This window comes from bacterium 336/3, from assembly GCA_001281695.1.
GTDB lineage: Bacteria > Bacteroidota > Bacteroidia > Cytophagales > Thermonemataceae > Raineya.
Genome location: LJIE01000001.1, coordinates 3,146,939 through 3,165,710, shown reverse-complemented (window position 1 = coordinate 3,165,710; position 18,772 = coordinate 3,146,939). Strand labels below are relative to the sequence as shown.

Annotated in this window: 21 protein-coding genes and 2 pseudogenes; 15 read left to right on the top strand and 8 right to left on the bottom strand. The window is 33.1% G+C overall.

The window, feature by feature from the left end; translation table 11 throughout:
* The first annotated feature begins 46 nt into the window (after positions 1-46).
* From AD998_14845 to AD998_14825, 5 genes are all read left to right on the top strand, one after another.
* Complete coding sequence (locus AD998_14845; GenBank protein ID KOY87256.1) at positions 47-1,507, top strand: RNA 2',3'-cyclic phosphate--5'-hydroxyl ligase; 1,461 nt, start codon at positions 47-49, stop codon at positions 1,505-1,507.
* Between the two features lie 56 nt (positions 1,508-1,563).
* Positions 1,564-2,151, top strand: coding sequence for a hypothetical protein (locus AD998_14840; protein KOY87255.1), 588 nt, complete (start codon positions 1,564-1,566; stop codon positions 2,149-2,151).
* Between the two features lie 65 nt (positions 2,152-2,216).
* Positions 2,217-2,957, top strand: a complete 741-nt coding sequence (locus AD998_14835) for a hypothetical protein (protein ID KOY87254.1) — start codon at positions 2,217-2,219, stop codon at positions 2,955-2,957.
* Between the two features lie 9 nt (positions 2,958-2,966).
* Entirely contained in the window at positions 2,967-3,362 is a 396-nt protein-coding gene (locus AD998_14830; GenBank protein KOY87253.1) for a hypothetical protein, read from the top strand.
* Positions 3,346-4,440, top strand: a complete 1,095-nt coding sequence (locus tag AD998_14825; protein KOY87252.1) for a hypothetical protein — start codon at positions 3,346-3,348, stop codon at positions 4,438-4,440. Before AD998_14830 ends, AD998_14825 begins: the two co-directional genes overlap by 17 nt.
* Before the next feature lie 4 nt (positions 4,441-4,444).
* Here the strand turns inward: AD998_14825 and AD998_14820 are convergent, their stop codons facing one another.
* The 5 genes and pseudogenes from AD998_14820 to AD998_14800 all read right to left on the bottom strand — a co-directional run bounded on the left by AD998_14820 (position 4,445) and on the right by AD998_14800 (position 7,538).
* Positions 4,445-5,071 (bottom strand): hypothetical protein, encoded by a 627-nt coding sequence (locus AD998_14820; GenBank protein ID KOY87251.1) that lies wholly within the window; start codon positions 5,069-5,071, stop codon positions 4,445-4,447.
* 2 nt (positions 5,072-5,073) lie between these two features.
* Positions 5,074-5,931 (bottom strand): annotated as a pseudogene (locus AD998_14815) (hypothetical protein).
* A gap of 182 nt (positions 5,932-6,113) precedes the next feature.
* Positions 6,114-6,497: a hypothetical protein gene (locus AD998_14810; GenBank protein KOY87250.1), complete on the bottom strand. Its 384-nt coding sequence runs from the start codon at positions 6,495-6,497 to the stop codon at positions 6,114-6,116.
* 19 nt (positions 6,498-6,516) lie between these two features.
* On the bottom strand, positions 6,517-6,993 hold the full coding sequence (locus AD998_14805) for a hypothetical protein (GenBank protein ID KOY88225.1): 477 nt from the start codon (positions 6,991-6,993) through the stop codon (positions 6,517-6,519).
* Positions 6,994-7,091: 98 nt separating this feature from the next.
* The gene (locus AD998_14800) at positions 7,092-7,538 is read right to left on the bottom strand and encodes a hypothetical protein (protein ID KOY87249.1); all 447 of its coding nucleotides are present in this window, start codon (positions 7,536-7,538) and stop codon (positions 7,092-7,094) included.
* Between the two features lie 206 nt (positions 7,539-7,744).
* Here AD998_14800 and AD998_14795 point away from each other — a divergent pair, with 206 nt between their 5' ends.
* The 4 genes from AD998_14795 to AD998_14780 are packed head-to-tail and all read left to right on the top strand — an operon-like array spanning position 7,745 to position 10,027.
* Positions 7,745-7,957, top strand: coding sequence for a hypothetical protein (locus AD998_14795; GenBank protein ID KOY87248.1), 213 nt, complete (start codon positions 7,745-7,747; stop codon positions 7,955-7,957).
* Entirely contained in the window at positions 7,941-8,870 is a 930-nt protein-coding gene (locus AD998_14790) for a coproporphyrinogen III oxidase (protein KOY88224.1), read from the top strand. The genes AD998_14795 and AD998_14790 overlap by 17 nt, the downstream gene beginning before the upstream one ends.
* 25 nt (positions 8,871-8,895) lie before the next feature.
* Entirely contained in the window at positions 8,896-9,537 is a 642-nt protein-coding gene (locus AD998_14785; GenBank protein ID KOY87247.1) for a hypothetical protein, read from the top strand.
* A gap of 34 nt (positions 9,538-9,571) precedes the next feature.
* Positions 9,572-10,027, top strand: coding sequence for a hypothetical protein (locus AD998_14780; protein ID KOY87246.1), 456 nt, complete (start codon positions 9,572-9,574; stop codon positions 10,025-10,027).
* Between the two features lie 380 nt (positions 10,028-10,407).
* On the opposite strand, the pseudogene AD998_14775 reads toward AD998_14780, so the two are convergent.
* The 3 genes and pseudogenes from AD998_14775 to AD998_14765 form a co-directional block, all read right to left on the bottom strand.
* Positions 10,408-10,683: pseudogene (locus AD998_14775) on the bottom strand (hypothetical protein).
* Between the two features lie 118 nt (positions 10,684-10,801).
* Positions 10,802-11,257: a hypothetical protein gene (locus tag AD998_14770; protein KOY87245.1), complete on the bottom strand. Its 456-nt coding sequence runs from the start codon at positions 11,255-11,257 to the stop codon at positions 10,802-10,804.
* Positions 11,250-11,855, bottom strand: a complete 606-nt coding sequence (locus AD998_14765) for a GCN5 family acetyltransferase (protein KOY87244.1) — start codon at positions 11,853-11,855, stop codon at positions 11,250-11,252. The genes AD998_14770 and AD998_14765 overlap by 8 nt, the downstream gene beginning before the upstream one ends.
* Positions 11,856-11,934: 79 nt before the next feature.
* Here AD998_14765 and AD998_14760 point away from each other — a divergent pair, with 79 nt between their 5' ends.
* The 6 genes from AD998_14760 to AD998_14735 all read left to right on the top strand — a co-directional run bounded on the left by AD998_14760 (position 11,935) and on the right by AD998_14735 (position 18,741).
* Complete coding sequence (locus AD998_14760; protein KOY87243.1) at positions 11,935-13,632, top strand: gamma-glutamyltranspeptidase; 1,698 nt, start codon at positions 11,935-11,937, stop codon at positions 13,630-13,632.
* Positions 13,633-13,718: 86 nt separating this feature from the next.
* Positions 13,719-14,876: a Fis family transcriptional regulator gene (locus tag AD998_14755; protein KOY87242.1), complete on the top strand. Its 1,158-nt coding sequence runs from the start codon at positions 13,719-13,721 to the stop codon at positions 14,874-14,876.
* Positions 14,877-14,979: 103 nt separating this feature from the next.
* The gene (locus tag AD998_14750) at positions 14,980-15,459 is read left to right on the top strand and encodes a hypothetical protein (protein ID KOY88223.1); all 480 of its coding nucleotides are present in this window, start codon (positions 14,980-14,982) and stop codon (positions 15,457-15,459) included.
* Positions 15,460-15,474: 15 nt separating this feature from the next.
* Complete coding sequence (locus AD998_14745; GenBank protein ID KOY88222.1) at positions 15,475-16,230, top strand: hypothetical protein; 756 nt, start codon at positions 15,475-15,477, stop codon at positions 16,228-16,230.
* A gap of 2 nt (positions 16,231-16,232) precedes the next feature.
* Complete coding sequence (locus tag AD998_14740) at positions 16,233-16,859, top strand: hypothetical protein (protein KOY87241.1); 627 nt, start codon at positions 16,233-16,235, stop codon at positions 16,857-16,859.
* 97 nt (positions 16,860-16,956) lie between these two features.
* On the top strand, positions 16,957-18,741 hold the full coding sequence (locus tag AD998_14735; GenBank protein ID KOY88221.1) for a hypothetical protein: 1,785 nt from the start codon (positions 16,957-16,959) through the stop codon (positions 18,739-18,741).
* The last annotated feature ends 31 nt before the right edge of the window (positions 18,742-18,772 follow it).

The following is an 18,772-nucleotide window of genomic DNA, read 5'->3' as shown; positions in this document are numbered from 1 at the left end:
AAAGAAGAGAAAAAAATTTTAGTAAAGAAAAAAATTAGACAAAAAAATGGCTTCAAAAATTAATAATAACGAATTAAAAATATTTTTTCAGGATAAAGAATTGTTGGAAGAGGCAGGAAAACTTGCCAAATTTTTACTCAAAAAAGGAAAAATAGAAAAAAAATTACTCTTAGAAACCTACGAAAAATTAGTCAATCAGCCCGAAAAATATACAGAAGACGAGACTTTTGGAGAAATAGCTAAACTTACACAAGAATTACAACCCAAAAAAACAAATGAAAATGAGGGTTTTAAGTCTTTTGAACTCCGAGAACGCCCTTTAACTTATCAGGTTTTTGGAAAAGAGCATATCGAGGAAACTGCTCTTTATCAGATGGATACAGCCATGAAATTGCCTATATCAGTTGCAGGGGCTTTGATGCCCGATGCTCATCAAGGTTATGGTTTACCAATTGGAGGAGTCCTAGCTACAGAGTCAGACAAAATTATTCCCTTTGCTGTGGGTGTAGATATTGCTTGTCGTATGTGTTTGAGTGTATTTGAATTAGATGCTGTTTTACTCGAAAAACGCAGAAGTGAATTTAAAAAGCATTTGGGAGACCATACCTATTTTGGAATTGCAGGCACAAACAAAAATTCTTTGGATGACGAAGTTTGGGAACATCCTGACTGGAAAGCTACACCTTTTATTAGAAGTCTGTATCCCAAAGCTTTATCGCAAATAGGGACATCTGGAACTGGTAACCACTTTGTAGAATGGGGAGTGATTGAAATAGTAGAAGAAAACAGTGCTGATTTAGGAAACCTGCCCAAAGGGAATTATGTAGCTTTGCTATCTCATTCAGGATCAAGAGGTTTTGGGGCTGGTATTGCCAATCATTATTCTAAATTAGCTATTGAGCAAACAAAATTGCCTCGTGAGGCTCAACATTTGGCATGGCTCGACTTGAACACAGAAGCAGGGCAAGAATATTGGATAGCCATGAATCTTGCAGGGGAGTATGCTGCTGCCAATCATCACCAAATTCATAGAAGAATGGCAAAAGCCTTAGGCAAAAAACCTCTTTTTATGATAGAAAACCATCATAATTTTGCATGGAAAGAAAAATTGGCTGATGGAACGGAGGTAATGGTACACAGAAAAGGGGCTACACCTGCTCAAAAAGGTGTTTTGGGAATTATACCCAGTTCTATGGCTACACAGGGTTTTGTGGTTCGTGGTAAAGGAGAAATTTCAGCAGTAAATTCTGCTTCACATGGTTCGGGTAGGTTAATGAGCAGAAATAAGGCTCTTAACAGCTTCACAATGAACGAAGTAAAAAAAAATCTACAAGAAAAAGGTGTAACACTGATAGGTGGCGATTTGGATGAAGCTCCTATGGCATACAAAGACATTAATGATGTGATGTTAGCTCAGAGGGATTTGGTAGAGATCATTGCCAAGTTTAGTCCTAAAGTTGTAAGAATGGCAGAGTCTGATGAAAATAAAAAAGGAAGAGAAGATTAAAATCCCTGAAACAAAAAAATAAACTTTGGTGTTAGAAATTAATAAAACCAAAGTTTATGTTAAAGTTACTGAATCAAAAACGCTCATACCAAGAAAATATGCTCATAATAGCTATGATAGGTATGAGTGTTTTGTTTTTAATACTCGTGTTGGCTTACAGCCTTTCAAAAGGGAATAAAGGTTGGTTAGATTTCCAGTTACCTAAAATTTTTAACTTTAGTACTTTTGTTATTCTCATTAGCAGTTATACTTTACATCAGGCTAATTTATCATTTAAAAAAGACGATTTTGTAGGTTATCGTTATTTTTTGGGTTCTACTGTTTTTCTAGGACTTACCTTTATGGTTTGCCAAGTAATAGGATGGGTTCATCTTCAAGAAAAAGGTCTTTTTCTTATCAAAGGAAAAACTTCTGTAGCATATCTATACTTGCTTACTGGATTGCATGTTATACATTTTTTGGCAGGTATGACAGCTCTCTTGATTTTAACTTGGCAAGCTCTTAAAAAGATAAAATATGTAGATTCTTTTGTCTATTCAATCAATCCACCTAACCAAAAACGCTTAAAATTAGTATCTATGTTTTGGCATTTTTTAGATGGAGTGTGGTTATTATTATATCTTTTCTTTTTTTTGAATCACTAGAAGTCAAAAAATCAGGCTTGATTTTTGACAGAAATTTGTAAATTACAGTCCAAATACAAATCATAATGAAAAATTTATTACTTTTTTTACTCATAGCATTGCCTTTTTTATCAAAGGCACAACTCAACCCATCAGGAGAAAAAATAACATATAAAATCTTAAAAGATGGAAGTGATGTGGCAGAACTGACTCTGCAAGTAGATAATCAAACTGTAAGCCTTAATAACCAAACTTGTTATAAAATTACAGCAATTGGTAAAATCACGGCTGCTTTGGGCATTATTAATTTTGATAACAAAGTAACTTCTTGGATAGATTCAAAAAAACTACGTCCTCAAAAACTACATGCCTTTGTAGATGATGGTAAAAAGAAAACCAATTTTATCACAGAATACAACCATAAATTGGGTAAGGCTGTCAGTTATACACTCGAACGCCCCAGCGAAAAGAAAACGACTAATTTCTCTGCTGAAACAGAAGACGGTTTCAGTGCTTTTTACAAACTTCGTCAAATTGACTTTAAAAACCTGAAAATCAATGATATTATTAATATACAAATTGTTGCTGAACCCGAAAAAACAGAAACTATAAAATTTAAGTACTTAGGTAAAAAAAGTATGAGTATTTACAATGGAACAAAGGACTGTTATATTTTGGGAGTAGTGGCTCCTGTGGTAGAACAAGTTGAAACAAGCTCTATTCGCATTGCTGTTACAGCTGATGCAGACCAGTTGCCTGTAAAAATGTATGCTCGTACTTCTAAAGGTTTTATAGTTGTAGAAACAAAAGCTTTTTCTAAAAGATAAAATAATTTCATGTACAAAAAGATAGCCATAGCCTTGCTATTAGTCTGGCTTCCTTTTTTGCTTATCAACGATTTTTACCCGTTCTTCCGATTTGGAATGTTTGCTGAACCCATCAGAACAAACCAAAAGGAAGAACTATTTATTTTGTATTATACCAACAAAAAAAACATTGTTTATAAATTTAACACTTATCAAATAGGTGTAGATGAGAGTGTTTTTAATTATCTTGTAAGAAAATATTATTATCAGAACAAGATGAATGACTTTGAAAAAAAGTTTAGAAAAAGTACTCAAAATTTGTATTCTACCAATCAAGATGTAAAAGCATGGCATTTGTATCGGGTGCAAATTTCTAATAAAAAAAGAGATTCATCATTGATTGCAACCTATGAAAACAACAAGTAGATATTTTTTGTATATAGTGTTTGTAGTCAATATTTTAGTGCAAATTGTCTATTGGATTTTTCTGAAATATGAAATCCTTTTGGCTTACGAAAACCCATTGCTTGCACCCAAATGGTTTACAAGTATCATAGACACTTTTTACCCTCGTTTTTTTACAGAAAAACATCGTTTCGAGATCAATTTTTTTTTAGGCAAAGCCGAACAAATTCTGATTCGTTTTGCTTTTTTAAGTATTTTGGCATTGGGATTTTACTATCGAAACATTATTTTTCGCTGGAGATTCTTCAACAAATCATCCATAAATCATTTTTGGAAAATTATAATTCATAAAAATAAAGTAATTTTTTTGCAAGCATTTCTGACTGTGGTATGGGTGTATGAGAGTTTTACATGGTATAAAAGCCTTAAACTTTTGAGTAGGGCAGTAGAATTTTACGAACCTCATTTTTTACTAAAATGGCTTCCATTTCCCACAGATGAGAGTGTTTTTTACTGGTTTGTAGTGTTGTATCTCGCTTTTTTAGCAAGTTTTTGGAGAAAATGGGCTACTCAATTTTGGATATTTGCAATCTTTATAATTCTCATTTTACAAGGCTTTTTGTATGGTTTTGGAAAAATAGACCATACTTATGCTACATGGGGCTATGTGAGTATGTTACTACCTTTTTTACTTGTAGAAATAAAAAAAGGCTCAGAACAAGTACAAGCGTGGGGACTACGCCTGATGCAATTGGTAGTGGTTTGTGTATATGTGCAAAGTGGCTTAGAAAAAATCATGATAGCAGGCTTCACTTGGTTTGAGCCTCAAACACTTCAAACACATTTACTATCTCACCCAACCACTCTGGGCTTGTGGGTGGCTCAATCAGATATACTGTGTGTTTTCTTGAGTATTATGGCTATAATCTTTGAGTTAGGATTTATATTAGTCTTGATATACCCTAAAAGTAAATATATTTTCTTGCCAATAGGAGTGCTTTTTCATACAGGAACTTTCATTCTGATGGGAGTGGGAGGTTTTCCTTCGCTTTGGTGGCTTGTGTATATAATTTGGTTTTTAGGGGAGCAGAAAAATTGATAAATTAATCTACACCATTGGTAAGTAATAAAAATGCTTTTTGGTCATTTATTAGTAAACTTGCAGAATCAGTAGCCAAACAATCACTACCCATAAAATAAGCTAAAAAATTTACGGGTTGCCCCAATTTTCTAATATCACCTTTACTATAAAGAAAATCAGGATTTACTGTCCATAATTGCCAGAAACTTTCCCCAAACAATGCATTAATAAAGTTCTTAACTAAATTTTTAGCTTGTTTGGTTTCTATGCCTTTGTTATAAGGACTATAAAAAATGCTTTGTGTTTCAGGAATTTCAATAACTCTTTCATCTGTAAGCATTGCTTCCAGATAAGGCAAAGGAATAAAAGAGGTTTTTAACTGAACTTCATTTTTTCTTTTGAAACATTTTGATGTGCTTTTTGAACGAGTAAAATTATTCCATTTTCTTAAAATATCTTGTTGAACCAAATCTTGATCGAAAGAATCACTACCAATATATGCTCTAACATGGTTTTGCCATTGAAATGTAGGCATCTGTAAGTTTGCTTCTGGAATATAAAGTAAAAAAGTATTGCTGTTTAATACCATATCAACTGCATCCAAAAATGATTTGATACCCTCATCAGAAAGATACTTTTCAACACTCATATCTATCTGTATTTTAGTTTAATAATTCGGGTAGTAATCATCATATCTATACAAATCATGATAAAAGCAATAATCAAGAAGTAATAATATTTGTTAGAATCTAAGCCTATTTCTCTCTTATCTTCAAGGGTTCCTTGTATTTCTTCAAGATTAGCTTTTACTTTCTCCATATCATTTCTGTTGATATTTCCTTGCTTGCTAATCTCAAAATATTTGCCTCCACTCATTTGGGCAAGCTGAATCAATGCATTTTTATTGAATTTAGAAATTACTTTTTCCCCTTTTTCATTTTTTTTATAGCCAGCAGGTGTAGGAATAGGACTACCTTCTTCAGAACCAATACCTATAATAATAAGATGAATACCCTTGCGTTGAATAAGATTTGCTAAATCGGAATAATCATCACCAAAATCTTCACCATCTGTAAACAAAACTACAATTTTAGCTCTTTTATGAATTTTATCTTCTTTTTCTCTGAGAACACTTTTAATACTCATATCCAAGGCATTATACATTTGAGTGCTTTGTCCGTAAGTTTGTTTCGTAGAAAGAGCAGGAATAAATATATTTTGAAGTAAAGTATAATCTTTGGTAAGAGGGCAGGAGCTAAAAGCTTCTGATGCAAAGGTTACAAGTCCCATTCTAGCTTGTAAAGGGTTTGAGAGTAGTAATTGGAGTTCATATTTAACCTTCTCAATACGGCTTGGCAATACATCTTGAGCATCCATAGAAGTTGAAACGTCTATGGCAAAAACAATATCTTTTCCTTTTACCTTAATTTGTTGTTTCTCTTCACCAAAAATAGGTCCCAACAGAGCAATGAATACAAAACTGATATAGACACTTCTAAAAATAAGTTTAGCCCAAAAATAGCTTCTTAAGGGCAAGTTAAGCCTATCAGCTTTGTAACGAGCCAAAATAAAATAAAGTAAATAAATAGCAAAGAATAAAGCTACCAAGATGTACTCAAGGTAGCTAGGATTAATATAAAAATTCACAATCTAAAAGTTTTAAAATTTGAAAATCAATTTATTCAAGGCTTTTAGTATGAAATAATGTTTATATCAATATTTAAAAAGTTTTTGTAATCTTCTGCTTCTTCCCTAATATCATCATCATCTTCTGGGTGTTTCCAGTTAATGACAACGGAGCCTCCAGCATCTTGATATTCTTTAAGTTGTTTTACAATATCTAAAAAGCATTTAGAAGAGCTTGTATTATAATAGGTAAGATCAAATGTGAAAGTAACGGGGTTTTTAACTTCTTCTGCATACTGTTTTAACCAGCCTAAGATAGGTCGATAAAAATCCCAAGTATCTTCTAAGTAAGATTCGCCAGTAATAGAACATTCGCCGGTTTCAGCATTGAAAATAACCTGAGGTGTAAAATATGTACTTTTAACACCTTCAATAATCAGATTTTCCATTATGGTTGTGTTTTTTTTGTTATAGGTTTTTCTTTACACTCACAGATAATGCAAAGAAAGATTTATGATCATTAATATCTCTAAATTCAATAGATATAGGTTGTGCTGAGGTTAAGGCAATTTGAATAAGCCCGATACCAGCACCTTTACTATTTTCAGTACTCATTTCACCTGTATCTTTTTGTTCAAACTTTAGTTTCCTAAGAGTTTCTCTATCCATGGAATTAATCATCTCACATTTATCCCAAAGTACAGGTATCCACTTTTTATCCACAATGTTACCTGCAGTAAGTACATAATTATCACCTTCTTGGCTAAGAACAATAGAGCCTATGCGATAGGTGTTTCCACCTAATGTTGTAGATTCAGAAGAATAGAAAAATATATTCTGAGCCAACTCCATAAAAATGGAATATATTTTTTTTCCTGATTTAGGGTCTTGAGCAAATTTAGCCTGTATTTCTTTGCTGATTTCATGAATAATTACATCAGACATAGGACCCTTGTACGAAATAATCACATCTTCATCACTAAGACTTAGATAATGATGGAAAAAGCTAAATTTTTTTGAGGACATAGTTGAATAAATTTTTGTTAGTTTTTGTCTCCGCCAAAGTATTTTTCTTCAATGATATCGGCTACTTCAGCTACTTCCCATACAATATCGGCAAGTTCGTTTGAAGAATCAATATGCTCTGCAATGGGACTTGCTTGTACAATTACAGTTTCACAAGGTGTTCCATCAGATAATTTATCTTTGGTAATGGTAATCATAGAATAATACCCAAAAGCAGCTTCTTTGAGTAAATTGTAAGTATCAGTAGCTTTAGGATCGAATGTACCACAACGACTATTGAAGTAAAAACAATCTTTACCTTTTGCTCTACCAGGGATTACCCAAGCGTATACATACTGGTAACGGCTAGAACCATCTTTTAATTTGAAAGGTATATCTAAAGAGTAAACACCAGGCGATAATTCTTTGATTTGAGCATTGAACTTGGTTGCTACTTCTTTAATAGCTGTATCAAAATTGACCATATTGAGAATAAGTTTCTTGTTAAGACGAACGATTATGCAAACAATTTTCAAAAAAATATTCTTAAAAACAAATTTTTTTTTCAAGAAACTTAAATATAATATTTTAAAATAAAGAAATTTGACCTTATAGTAAGAAAGTATTCAAATAGAAAGCCATAAAAATATTATTTTATACTATTTTTGTGAGTAAAAATATATCACCAATTATGGAAAATGAAAAGATAGATTCATCTATGATAGCCTTTGTTAGCTATAAAAAAAATGAACAAATATTAGAGGTTACCTTCCAAAATCAGACAATTTATGAATACTATAAAGTGCCTGAAGAATTGTATGAACAATTCATGGAAGCTTCATCAAAAGGACAATTTATGAACCAACATATTATTGGAAATTATGAGTATGCAAGAAAAAAGTAGAGGTGAAGAATTTCATTTAATAGTTATAGAAGAGTTTCAGAATATTCAGAGTAGTATTTGTAGTGCTTTAGAATTGGCTGATGGGAGTGGTCAGAAGTTTTCGGAAGATCTTTGGCTACGTCCTGAAGGTGGAGGTGGACTTACAAGGGTATTTGCAGAGGGGAGTGTGATTGAAAAAGGAGGCGTAAATTTCTCGAAAGTTCACGGTGAAGTAACACCTCTTATGGCTGAAAAACTTCATATGGCAGAAGGTGATTTTCTTGCTACGGGTGTCTCTATTGTATTACATCCACACAATCCATTTGTGCCAATTATCCACATGAATATCAGATATTTTGAGTCACAAGGAAAAGATGGTAGTTCTACTTATTGGTTTGGAGGAGGTATAGATTTGACTCCACATTATGTAAATAAAGAAGATGCCCAGTTTTTTCATAACCAACTTAAAAGAGTCTGTGATTTACATCAGGTAGATTTTTATCCAAAATACAAGAAATGGGCTGATGACTATTTTTTCATCAAACACAGGAATGAAACCAGAGGTATTGGAGGAGTGTTTTTTGATAGGGTTCAAGGTTCAGAAAACTTTTCAAAAGAGAATTTGTTTAATTTTGTGTTGGATTTAGGAAAGAGTTTTTCTTCTATCTATACTCATTTAATGCATAAAAATAAAGATAAAGAATATACAGAAAAGCATAAAAAATGGCAATACCTAAGACGTGGACGTTATGTAGAATTTAATTTAGTATATGATGCAGGCACAAAATTTGGTCTTGAAACCAATGGAAGAATAGAATCTATCTTGATGAGCTTGCCTCCTCAAGCCCAATGGACGTACGATTTCAGACCAGAACCCAACAGCCCTGAAGAAGAAACTCTACAAATGCTCAGAAAAGGAATTGATTGGGTATAATAAAAAACAATTAAGAAAATAGAAAATGGACGATAGAAGCAAAATTATAGCAAATATTCAAAATGCTTTAAAAAAAGAAAGTACTAAAAAATCGCCTAAACCCGATTTTACAGCAAATATCTATACAAAACCAGCTCATGACGATCTAGCGATTTTATTTGCCGAAAATCTTAAAAATATACAAGGAAACTTCTGTTTCTGTGAAGATGAAAAAGATTTTCTGATGAATCTTTCTGCACTCATTCAATACAAAAAAACAACAGATGTATATGTTTGGGAGAAAGAATTACAGAGTATTATGGACCTTACAGACATTTCCTATAAGAAAGATGATGAAAATTTTCTCAAAGCAGAAATAGGAATCACTACTTGCGAAATGCTCATTGCTCGTGATGGAGGTGTATTAGTGAGTTCTCGCCAGAAAGCAGGCAGAAGACTTACAGTGTATCCACATATTCACATTGTGGTGGCTTTTACATCCCAATTGGTTTATGATGTAGAGACAGCTTTAGGGAAAATAAGGCAAAAATATAAAAATATGCCTTCCATGATATCTTTTATCAATGGCCCCAGCCGTACAGCCGATATTGAAAAAACACTCGTTCTGGGAGCTCATGGACCCAAAGAATTGCATGTTTTTCTAATAGAAGATATGTTGGGAGAGTAGGAAAATATTTTTTATGTTTCACTTGATCGTTTATATGGCTTTTTGGGTATCTCCTAACATTCAAAATAAAGATTGTTGTGAGATTTATCTTATGGAGAGAAAAAAAAATTTCCAATACAAGATAATTAATAATTGTAGTGAAGACATATTTATACCTTCTGAACTTAGCATCGATGCTGATAAATCTATAAACGATACTATCATATTTGAAGCATATTTAAAGACTAAACTTTTAGAATATTGTGGTAGAGGTTTTAAGCCTTTCATCAAAATAGAATCCAATAAAATATTTATAGGAAAATATGAGTGTTATCCAAGAAGAAAGGCTAATTTTACGTTTATATTTAGGATTTTTACAAAAGATATTAAAAGTCATTTTTGGCAAAAATATGAATTAAAACTCGAAGATATTTCTGTTGAAATATTTACATATTTTGAAAACTGTTATTCTTATCTGGTCAGAGTTCAAAAAGTTGATAAAATACAATAAAGGAAATCATTAAGGATGTTTAGTTATTTGGGAGGCAATATATTTACATCCATTAACTCAATATCCATTTCTTGTTTCGGATAAGTTTTTTCAAGTATAAAAGAGATACCCAATGGAGTCACTTCTATGACCTCCACCACAAATTGAAAATCAAGCCTTCCTTCATATTTATATTTTATCACACATTTGAAAATAGCATACCCCTCTTTATTTTCTCTTAAAGCATAGTCATAAGGGCAAGTATACACTACTGCACTCACACTTTTATCAATAACATTTGTTTCAATAGGTTGTTTTAGAGTAATTGTATCACCTTCTTTATAACGAGTATAATTTAATTTTGCATTTTCTTCTCTTTTGGCTTTACATTCCATGAGAGGCTTCCAATAAGCATGTATTCTATTCACTTGTTCTTCCAAATGAATAGGCTTGTTGTTAAGTTTTCTGTGAAATGAAGTGAGAATGATGTCAGACATATCATCAGGATGATAGATTTCAAGAGAATCAAAAAATAGAATGAGTTCTTGCTTACTTTCATTTCTTATCCAAAAGTTGCGAATGTAGAGACCGATACCCATATGAGCTTCGGCTGTGGCTTGTGTTTCATCAGTCTCTTTAAAATGTTTAATGTGACGTTTGGCAAGTTTTTTCTCCAAATCTTTAAAAGCTTTTTCAAGAGGAACTTGTGAAAAAGCTTTTGAGTAAAATAAAATCAAAAACACCCAAATAAGCCTTTTACTTCTCATATTTGATTGCATATTTCATTGTTATATTTTACAAGTCTAACTCCATCTTGATGTTTGCTCTTTTGTAGTGGGTGCTATTAAAAGAGATTTCTTTGAAACCGTATTTTCTATACATCTCAACAGCTGTTTGGAGTTTTGTATTAGAATATAGAATTAATTTCTTCATAGACATTCTTTGAGCTGTCTCTAAACAGTGTTTCATCAAATATTTGCCAATTCCCAAACCCTGATGTGTTGCTGTAACAGCCATTTTTGAAAGCTCATAAGTAGTTTCATCTACTTTCATCAGGGCTGCACAACCTACGATTTCGTTTTGGTATTGGGCATAGAAAATCATGCCTCCTTTGTCTATAATTTCTTCTTGAGGGTTAGAAAGCTGTTTTTCGTCATTTGGCTCAACAGCAAAATACTTTTCGAGCCATTCTATATTTAGGTTTTTTATAAAACTTTTATTTTCTTCAGAATAATCAATAATCTCAATCATATTTTTGTAAAGAATTTAGTAAATTGTTTTTAACTGAACTATGCCATTCATCTTTTAAAATACTTAAAATGACACTTGTTCTGCGTGTACCATCTGCACAATCGGCATGACTACGCATGATGCCCTCTTTTACACAACCAATCTTCATCATGGCTTGGATGCTTTTTTCATTTCTGTAATCAGCTCGAAATTCTACTCTTTCGTTGTTTAACTGTTCAAAAGCAAATTCCAAAAGTAAATATTTACAGTTTCTATTCACATGAGTACCTTGAAAACTTTTGCCATACCAAGTAAAACCAAGTTGTAACATTCTGTTTTCAAGCTGTATATCATAAAATCTTGTAGAGCCAGCATATTGCTGTTTGAGTTTATCAAATACAGCAAATGCATATTCTTTTTTAGCTTTTCGGTTCTCGAGAGCTATTTGAATATATCTTTGGAGACTATCAACATCATTAATTTGCATAAGGCTATATTTCCAAATTTCAGGTTCTTCGATAGGGAAATGCTTTAAATGCTCTAAATGAGCTTCTTGAAGAGGCTCTAAACGGATTTTTTCGTTTTCTAAAATGTAAGTTTCATCAAAATTAAGTAACATAAAATTTTAGTGATGGATTAGTTAAAATATGTATTTTTGCTTTACACAATTCATAACGTAGAATGAAATGCCATCATACATGAAAAAACTATTTTTATCAAATTTTATACTTTTATTATTTTGTTTTGTAACCTCTGCTCAACAAAAAAGAGGTGTCATTGCTTCTAAAGCAATGGTTGTAAGTGCTTACCCTGATGCTTCCAAGATAGGTTTGGAGGTGCTTAAAAAAGGTGGTAATGCCTTTGATGCCATGATTGCAACTGAATTAGCACTAGCTGTTTGTTATCCTGTAGCAGGTAATATTGGTGGAGGTGGTTTTATGGTGTATAGAACTCATAAAAGCGAATATGGAACTCTTGATTACCGAGAAAAAGCCCCAAAAAAAGCTCACAAAGATATGTTTTTAGATGCTCAGAGGAATGTAATTCCCAATTTAAGTTTGGAAAGCCATTTGGCTGTGGGTGTACCAGGAACTGTAGATGGTCTATGGCAAGTACATCAGAAATTTGGAACATTACCTTTCAAGGATTTGGTACAACCTGCCATAGATTTGGCATACAAAGGTGTAATCCTTACCAAAGCCGAAGCGGATGGTTTGAATGAATACAGAGCTGATTTTATCAAAAATAATACACAGATTCCTCATTGGGTAAAACCAGAAGGCATTTTTTGGAAAGCTGGAGATACACTCAAACACATTGATTTAGCTCATACACTTGAAAGAATACGTGATAATGGAAGAGAGGGTTTCTACAAAGGAAAAACGGCTGAATTGATAGTTGCTCAAATGAAAAGCCCACAGGCAAACAAAGGTATCATTAGTTTAGAAGATTTACAAAACTACAAAGCTACTTGGCGAAAACCTGTAATAGGGAGTTACAAAGACTATAAAATTATTTCTATGTCCCCGCCTTCAGCAGGAGGAATAGGGCTAATTCAGATGCTTGGAATGGTGGAGAAATTTCCTTTAAAAGAATGGGGATTTCATCATCCTAAAAGCATACAAGCTATTATAGAAGCTGAACGCCGATTCTACGCAGATAGAGCGACTTATATTGGAGACCCTGATTTTTATAAAGTTCCCATCAAGAAACTTTTAGACAAAACCTACATTGCTAAACGTATCAAAGATTTTACGCCTGAAAAAGCGACACCTTCCAGACAAATAAAAGCAGGAGTATTGAGCGGAAAAGAAAGTGAAGAAACAACACATTATTCGATTGTGGATGCTTTGGGCAATGCTGTGGCTGTAACCACCACACTCAACGATAATTATGGTTCAAAAATTATGGTACATGGAGCAGGTTTTTTGTTAAACAACGAAATGGACGATTTTAGTAGCAAAACAGGCGTTCCTAATATGTTTGGAGTGGTAGGAGGCAAAGCCAATGCCATAGCACCCAACAAACGCATGTTAAGTTCAATGACACCTACCATTTTAGAAAAAAACAACAAGCTTTTTATGATTGTAGGTACACCTGGTGGCTCAACCATTACAACATCTGTTTTTCAGGTAGTTTTGAATGTAATAGAGTTTGATATGAGCCTTCAGGAAGCCATTGAAAAGCCTCGTTTTCATCATCAATGGCTACCAGATTTGGTGTATATTGAAAAAGCCACTTTTGACGAAAAAACAAGAATGATACTTAAACAATGGGGCTACACGCTCCAAGAAAGAAACCCAATTGGAAAAGTAAATGGTATTTTGATATTGCCAGATGGCAAATTGGAGGGTGGTGCAGACAATAGAAGAGATGACACAGCAGTGGGTTATTAAACACTTAAAGGTTTTGAAAGGCTAAAAAACTAACTATTTGATATATCAGAAAATAATTTGCACATTTGCATAAACCAATCAATACTATGGCAAGAATATTAATCATTGATGATGAGGCAAGTATCCGTTATGCCTTAAGAGAAATATTAGAATACGAAAAACATAAAGTAGAAGAAGCAAAAGATGGAGAAGAAGGGCTTGCAATGTTGACCAAAGAAGATTATGACATTGCATTGTGTGATATTAAAATGCCCAAAATGGATGGTTTGGAGGTACTTACCAAATTTTCTGAATTGGGTAAAAATACTCAATTTATCATGATTTCGGCTCATGGTACCATAGAAACAGCCGTAGATGCTACCAAAAAAGGAGCTTATGAGTTTATTACAAAACCACCAGATCTCAATCGTTTGCTCATAACAGTTAAGAACGCCTTGGAAAAAACAAGTCTTGTGAAAGAAACCAAGATACTTAAAAAAGTTATCAGCAAAAAATACGAAATTATAGGCGAATCAGAGGTTATCAAGCAAATAAAAGATGATATTGAAAAAATAGCTAAAACAGATGCTCGTGTTCTGATTATAGGACCCAATGGTTCAGGTAAAGAGCTTGTTTGCAGACAAATACACGAACAAAGTGAAAGAGTTTCTATGCCTCTTGTTGAGGTTAATTGTGCAGCTATTCCTAGTGAACTCATTGAAAGTGAGCTTTTTGGGCATGAAAAAGGTTCGTTTACAGGAGCTATCAAAGATAAAAAAGGAAAATTTGAACAAGCTGATGGAGGCACACTCTTTTTGGATGAAATCGGGGATATGAGCCTCTCAGCACAAGCCAAAGTATTAAGGGCTTTACAAGAACAGAAAATAACTCGTGTAGGTAGTGATAAGGATATCAAAGTAAATGTACGAGTGATAGCAGCCACCAACAAAGACTTAAAAGAAGAAATCAAAAAAGGAAATTTTAGAGAAGACTTATTTCATAGATTGGGTGTAATTATGGTAAAAGTACCTTCGTTAGATGAAAGAAAAGACGATATACCTTTGCTTATAGATAGATTTTTAAACGACATTGCTGAAGATTATCGAAACTCTCCCAAAAAAATAGATAAAGACGCTATTGTTTTACTTCAAGAAAGAAACTGGTCTGGAAATATCAGAGAATTGCGTAATGTGGTAGAAAGACTTGTAATTATGGGAGGAGTAAAAATTACCACTGAAGATGTAAAAAAATATGCAATGCTGTAAGCATTAGGCATATTTTTTGCTTAAAATATAGAAACATCTAAATAGAAAATTTATGAAACATAACTATCTCTATTTATTACTTTTATTTCTTCTTTCAGGCTGTATTAGCTTCGGTAACGAAGATGAATATCCTAATGAAGTAGATGGATTTAAGCCTGTCTATGCTTCTAAAGAGAAAATCAACTCTATTAGTACTTTAGAAGCTCGTGTTTTGCAGAAACCAGGGAAAATATATACCTATGGTAAATACCTCTTCATTGGAGAGTCAGGTAAAGGTGTTCATATCATAGACAATGCAGATACAAAACAACCTAAAGCTCTTAGTTTTATTGAGATTCCTTTTAATAATGATATAGCCATCAAAGGCAATATTATGTATGCTGATAACTATGGGGATTTGGTTGTTTTTGATATATCTAATCCAACAGATGTAAAACTGATGAACCGAATAACCAATGCTTTACCACAAAACAGCTCTCAAGTACCTCCTGTACAAGGTTTTTTTGAGTGTGTGGATGCTTCCAAAGGTGCAGTGGTAGGCTGGGAACGTGTTAAAATCAAATCTCCAAAATGTAGATATTAAACCTTTATGACTATGATGAAAAAGTTTATCTATATCCCTTTGCTCTCATTTTTTCTAGGAGCTTGTAGTATGCAAGATAGTAATGATAGCACATTTGATAAAGCCTCACCTACAACTGGACAGGCTGGCTCTCTGGCTCGTTTTGCTATACAAGGAGATAATCTGTATATTGTTGATAAAACCAATTTAAGGACTTTTAGTCTTGTAAGTCCCACTGAACCCAAACAAATTCATACTACCAATATTGGATTTGGCATAGAAACGATATTTCCATATCAGAATAAGTTTTTTATTGGAGCTAGTGATGCCATGTATATTTATGATTTCTCTAATCCTGAAGCTCCAGTTCAGCTTTCTCGCTATCAGCATATTACAGCTTGCGACCCTGTGGTGGCACAAGGGAATTACGCTTATGTAACGCTGAGAAACAGTCAAATTACTTGTACAAGGTCTGATAATGTTTTGGAAGTGGTGGATATTAGCAACCCTACAAATCCTCAAATGGTAAACAGAATGTCCATGATAAACCCACATGGTTTGGGTGTAGATGGTATAGATTTGTTTGTTACAGAAGGCTCAAATGGATTGAAGAGGTTTGATATTACAGACCCTACCAAACCTGTAGAAAAAGAATTTTTACGCAATACTGCCAGTTTTGATGTAATACCTCGAAACAAAACGTTGATTGCTGTGGGTTCTGACGGATTGTATCAATACGATTACTCACAAAGTCCCATGCAACTACTCAGTAAAATACCTGTAATCAAATAATAATGTTAAGAATATTTTTCATCATCTTTATTATAGTAGGTTTTTTTTCAAAATTGAATGGACAAATAGTAGCCAAATGGACAATGTTTCGTCTATTCGATCCTGTGGCTCCTTCCATCTATTTGAATGGAGAATGGAACCCATATAAAAAATCTGCTAAAAAGACACTTCAAGGCTCTATAGGTTATGGATTTTGGGGGAATTTACAGGAGAATGAGAGAAATATCTCAAAAACAAGAACAATTCGTTTGGGTTTAGAACATAGATATTACTATTCTGGAGAAAAATTTGAGGGAAAATACCTATCTATAGGTATTGAAACTCGAAACGCTTTTTATGATGCAGAGGAGTGGGAAACAGTTTGTCCAACAAACGATTGTTACGAAGAACTCAAAACACAACGCTATATTAGAAACGCTTATAGTCTTACATTTAAACGTGGTAAAGTAAGAAATATGGGCTCTAATATTTATCTTGAAAATTATTTTGGGGTGGGTGTAAAATTCTCAAAAAAAACGGGAACAGCTTCAGAAATAGAGGAAATATATGCTTTAAAAGAAAATCATTACCTGTTTCCCATGTTTAGTTGTGGACTTCGATTAGGGTATATGTTTAAGCCCAAACAATAGTCTTTTTTATTTTTAATCTGTATTTTTTTCTCTTTTCAAGGATTTTATGCTATCTTTGCGTTCCAATTTTTAAACGCAATTATTAGTTAAAGCTATGATGGATAGAAATCAAGCCATTGGAATGGTAATTATTTCAGTAATGATTTTTGTGTGGCTCTTCTTTTTTTCCACGCCACCTACTGATAAACCTAAAGATTCCAAGCAAACCACCCAACAACAACAACAGCAAATAGACACAAACCAAAAGAAAATTCCTCAAATAGATACCAAACTATATGATACTCTACTTTTACAAGCAGAAGTGAAAGATGTAGTTTTAGAAAATAAAGAAATTAAAGTTACTTTTTCGACACAAGGTGGTAAAATCAAACAAGTTTTACTAAAAAATTATAAAACTTACGACCAAAAGCCTTTATATCTTTTGGATGAGAAGTTTAGCCAAATGAGTTATCAAATCCCAATGACCAATGGCAAAATAGATTTATATCAAATCAGGTATCAATCAGAGTTAAAAAATAATACAATCGTTTTTAAAGCTCAAGCAGGAAGCAAACAAATAGAGCAAATTTATACTTTAAAGCCTGATAGTTATGAATTGGGTTATGAAGTGAAACTTGCAGGGTATAATCTTACAAAAGATGTTGCTACTCTTGACTGGCAAGCCAATATGCCCAGAACAGAAAAAGATGCTACTCCAAGCCGTATCAAATCAACAATCACTTATTATACAGCAGAAGGAGGTTACGATTACCTTTCAGAAACTAACGACAAACAAGAAAAGACTATTACAGAGCCTATTCGTTGGGTTACTTTCAAACAACAATTTTTCTTAGCATCTATTTTCGCAACCAAAAACAATAGTTTCTCAAAAGCTTCTTTGACAACAACCACTGATGAAAATAATAAAGATGTTGTAAAGAGTTATCAGGCAAATATTGCAATTCCTTCTGAAAACCTACAAAATGGAAAAGGTACTTTCCAATTCTATTTGGGACCCAATAAATATGATGTTTTAAAGAAATATGATGAAGATTTTAGCAAAAACGTAGGCTTAGGCTGGGCTGTTTTTGGTTGGGTAAACAGATTTGTAGTAATTCCTATTCTTGATGTACTTTCTGGAATTGGCAACTATGGTATCATCATTATTGTATTAGTGCTAATTTTGCGTGCAGTATTATTCCCGCTTTCATACAAGTCGTACATTGGTATGGCAAAAATGAAAGTTTTAAAGCCTGAAATTGATGAAATAAAAGCTCGTACTGGTGGCGATATGCAAAAGGTTCAACAAGAACAAATGGAGCTTTTCAGACAAGTAGGTATCAATCCACTGGCTGGTTGTATCCCAATGCTTTTACAAATGCCTATTCTGATAGCCATGTTTACGTATTTTCCGAATGCTATTGAACTACGTCAGGAGAGTTTCTTATGGGCTGAAGACCTTTCTACTTACGATTCTGTTTTAAATTTATCGTTCCAAATACCTTTTTATGGTAGTCATGTGAGTTTGTTTACCATCTTGATGACCATTTCTACGATTGTTTATACTTGGTTTACTAACCAAACATCTACTATAGAAGGACCTATGAAAATGGTGGGTTATATCATGCCAGTGGTATTTATGTTTATGCTGAATTCTTATCCTGCTGGTTTGACTTACTATTATCTAATATCTAACTTAATGTCTATTGGTCAGCAAATAGGTATCAAGCGTTTGGTAAATGAAAGTAAAATCAGGGAAATTTTGGAGCAAAATAGAATCAAAAACAAGGACAAGAAAAAAACAGGTTTCCAACAACGTCTCGAAGAAGCTCTAAAGGCTCAACAAGAAAAACTTGAAACGAAACAAAAAGATTTGAAAAATAAACAAAATACAAAGAAATAAAGAAAAGGGTTTATAGAACATTCTATAGACC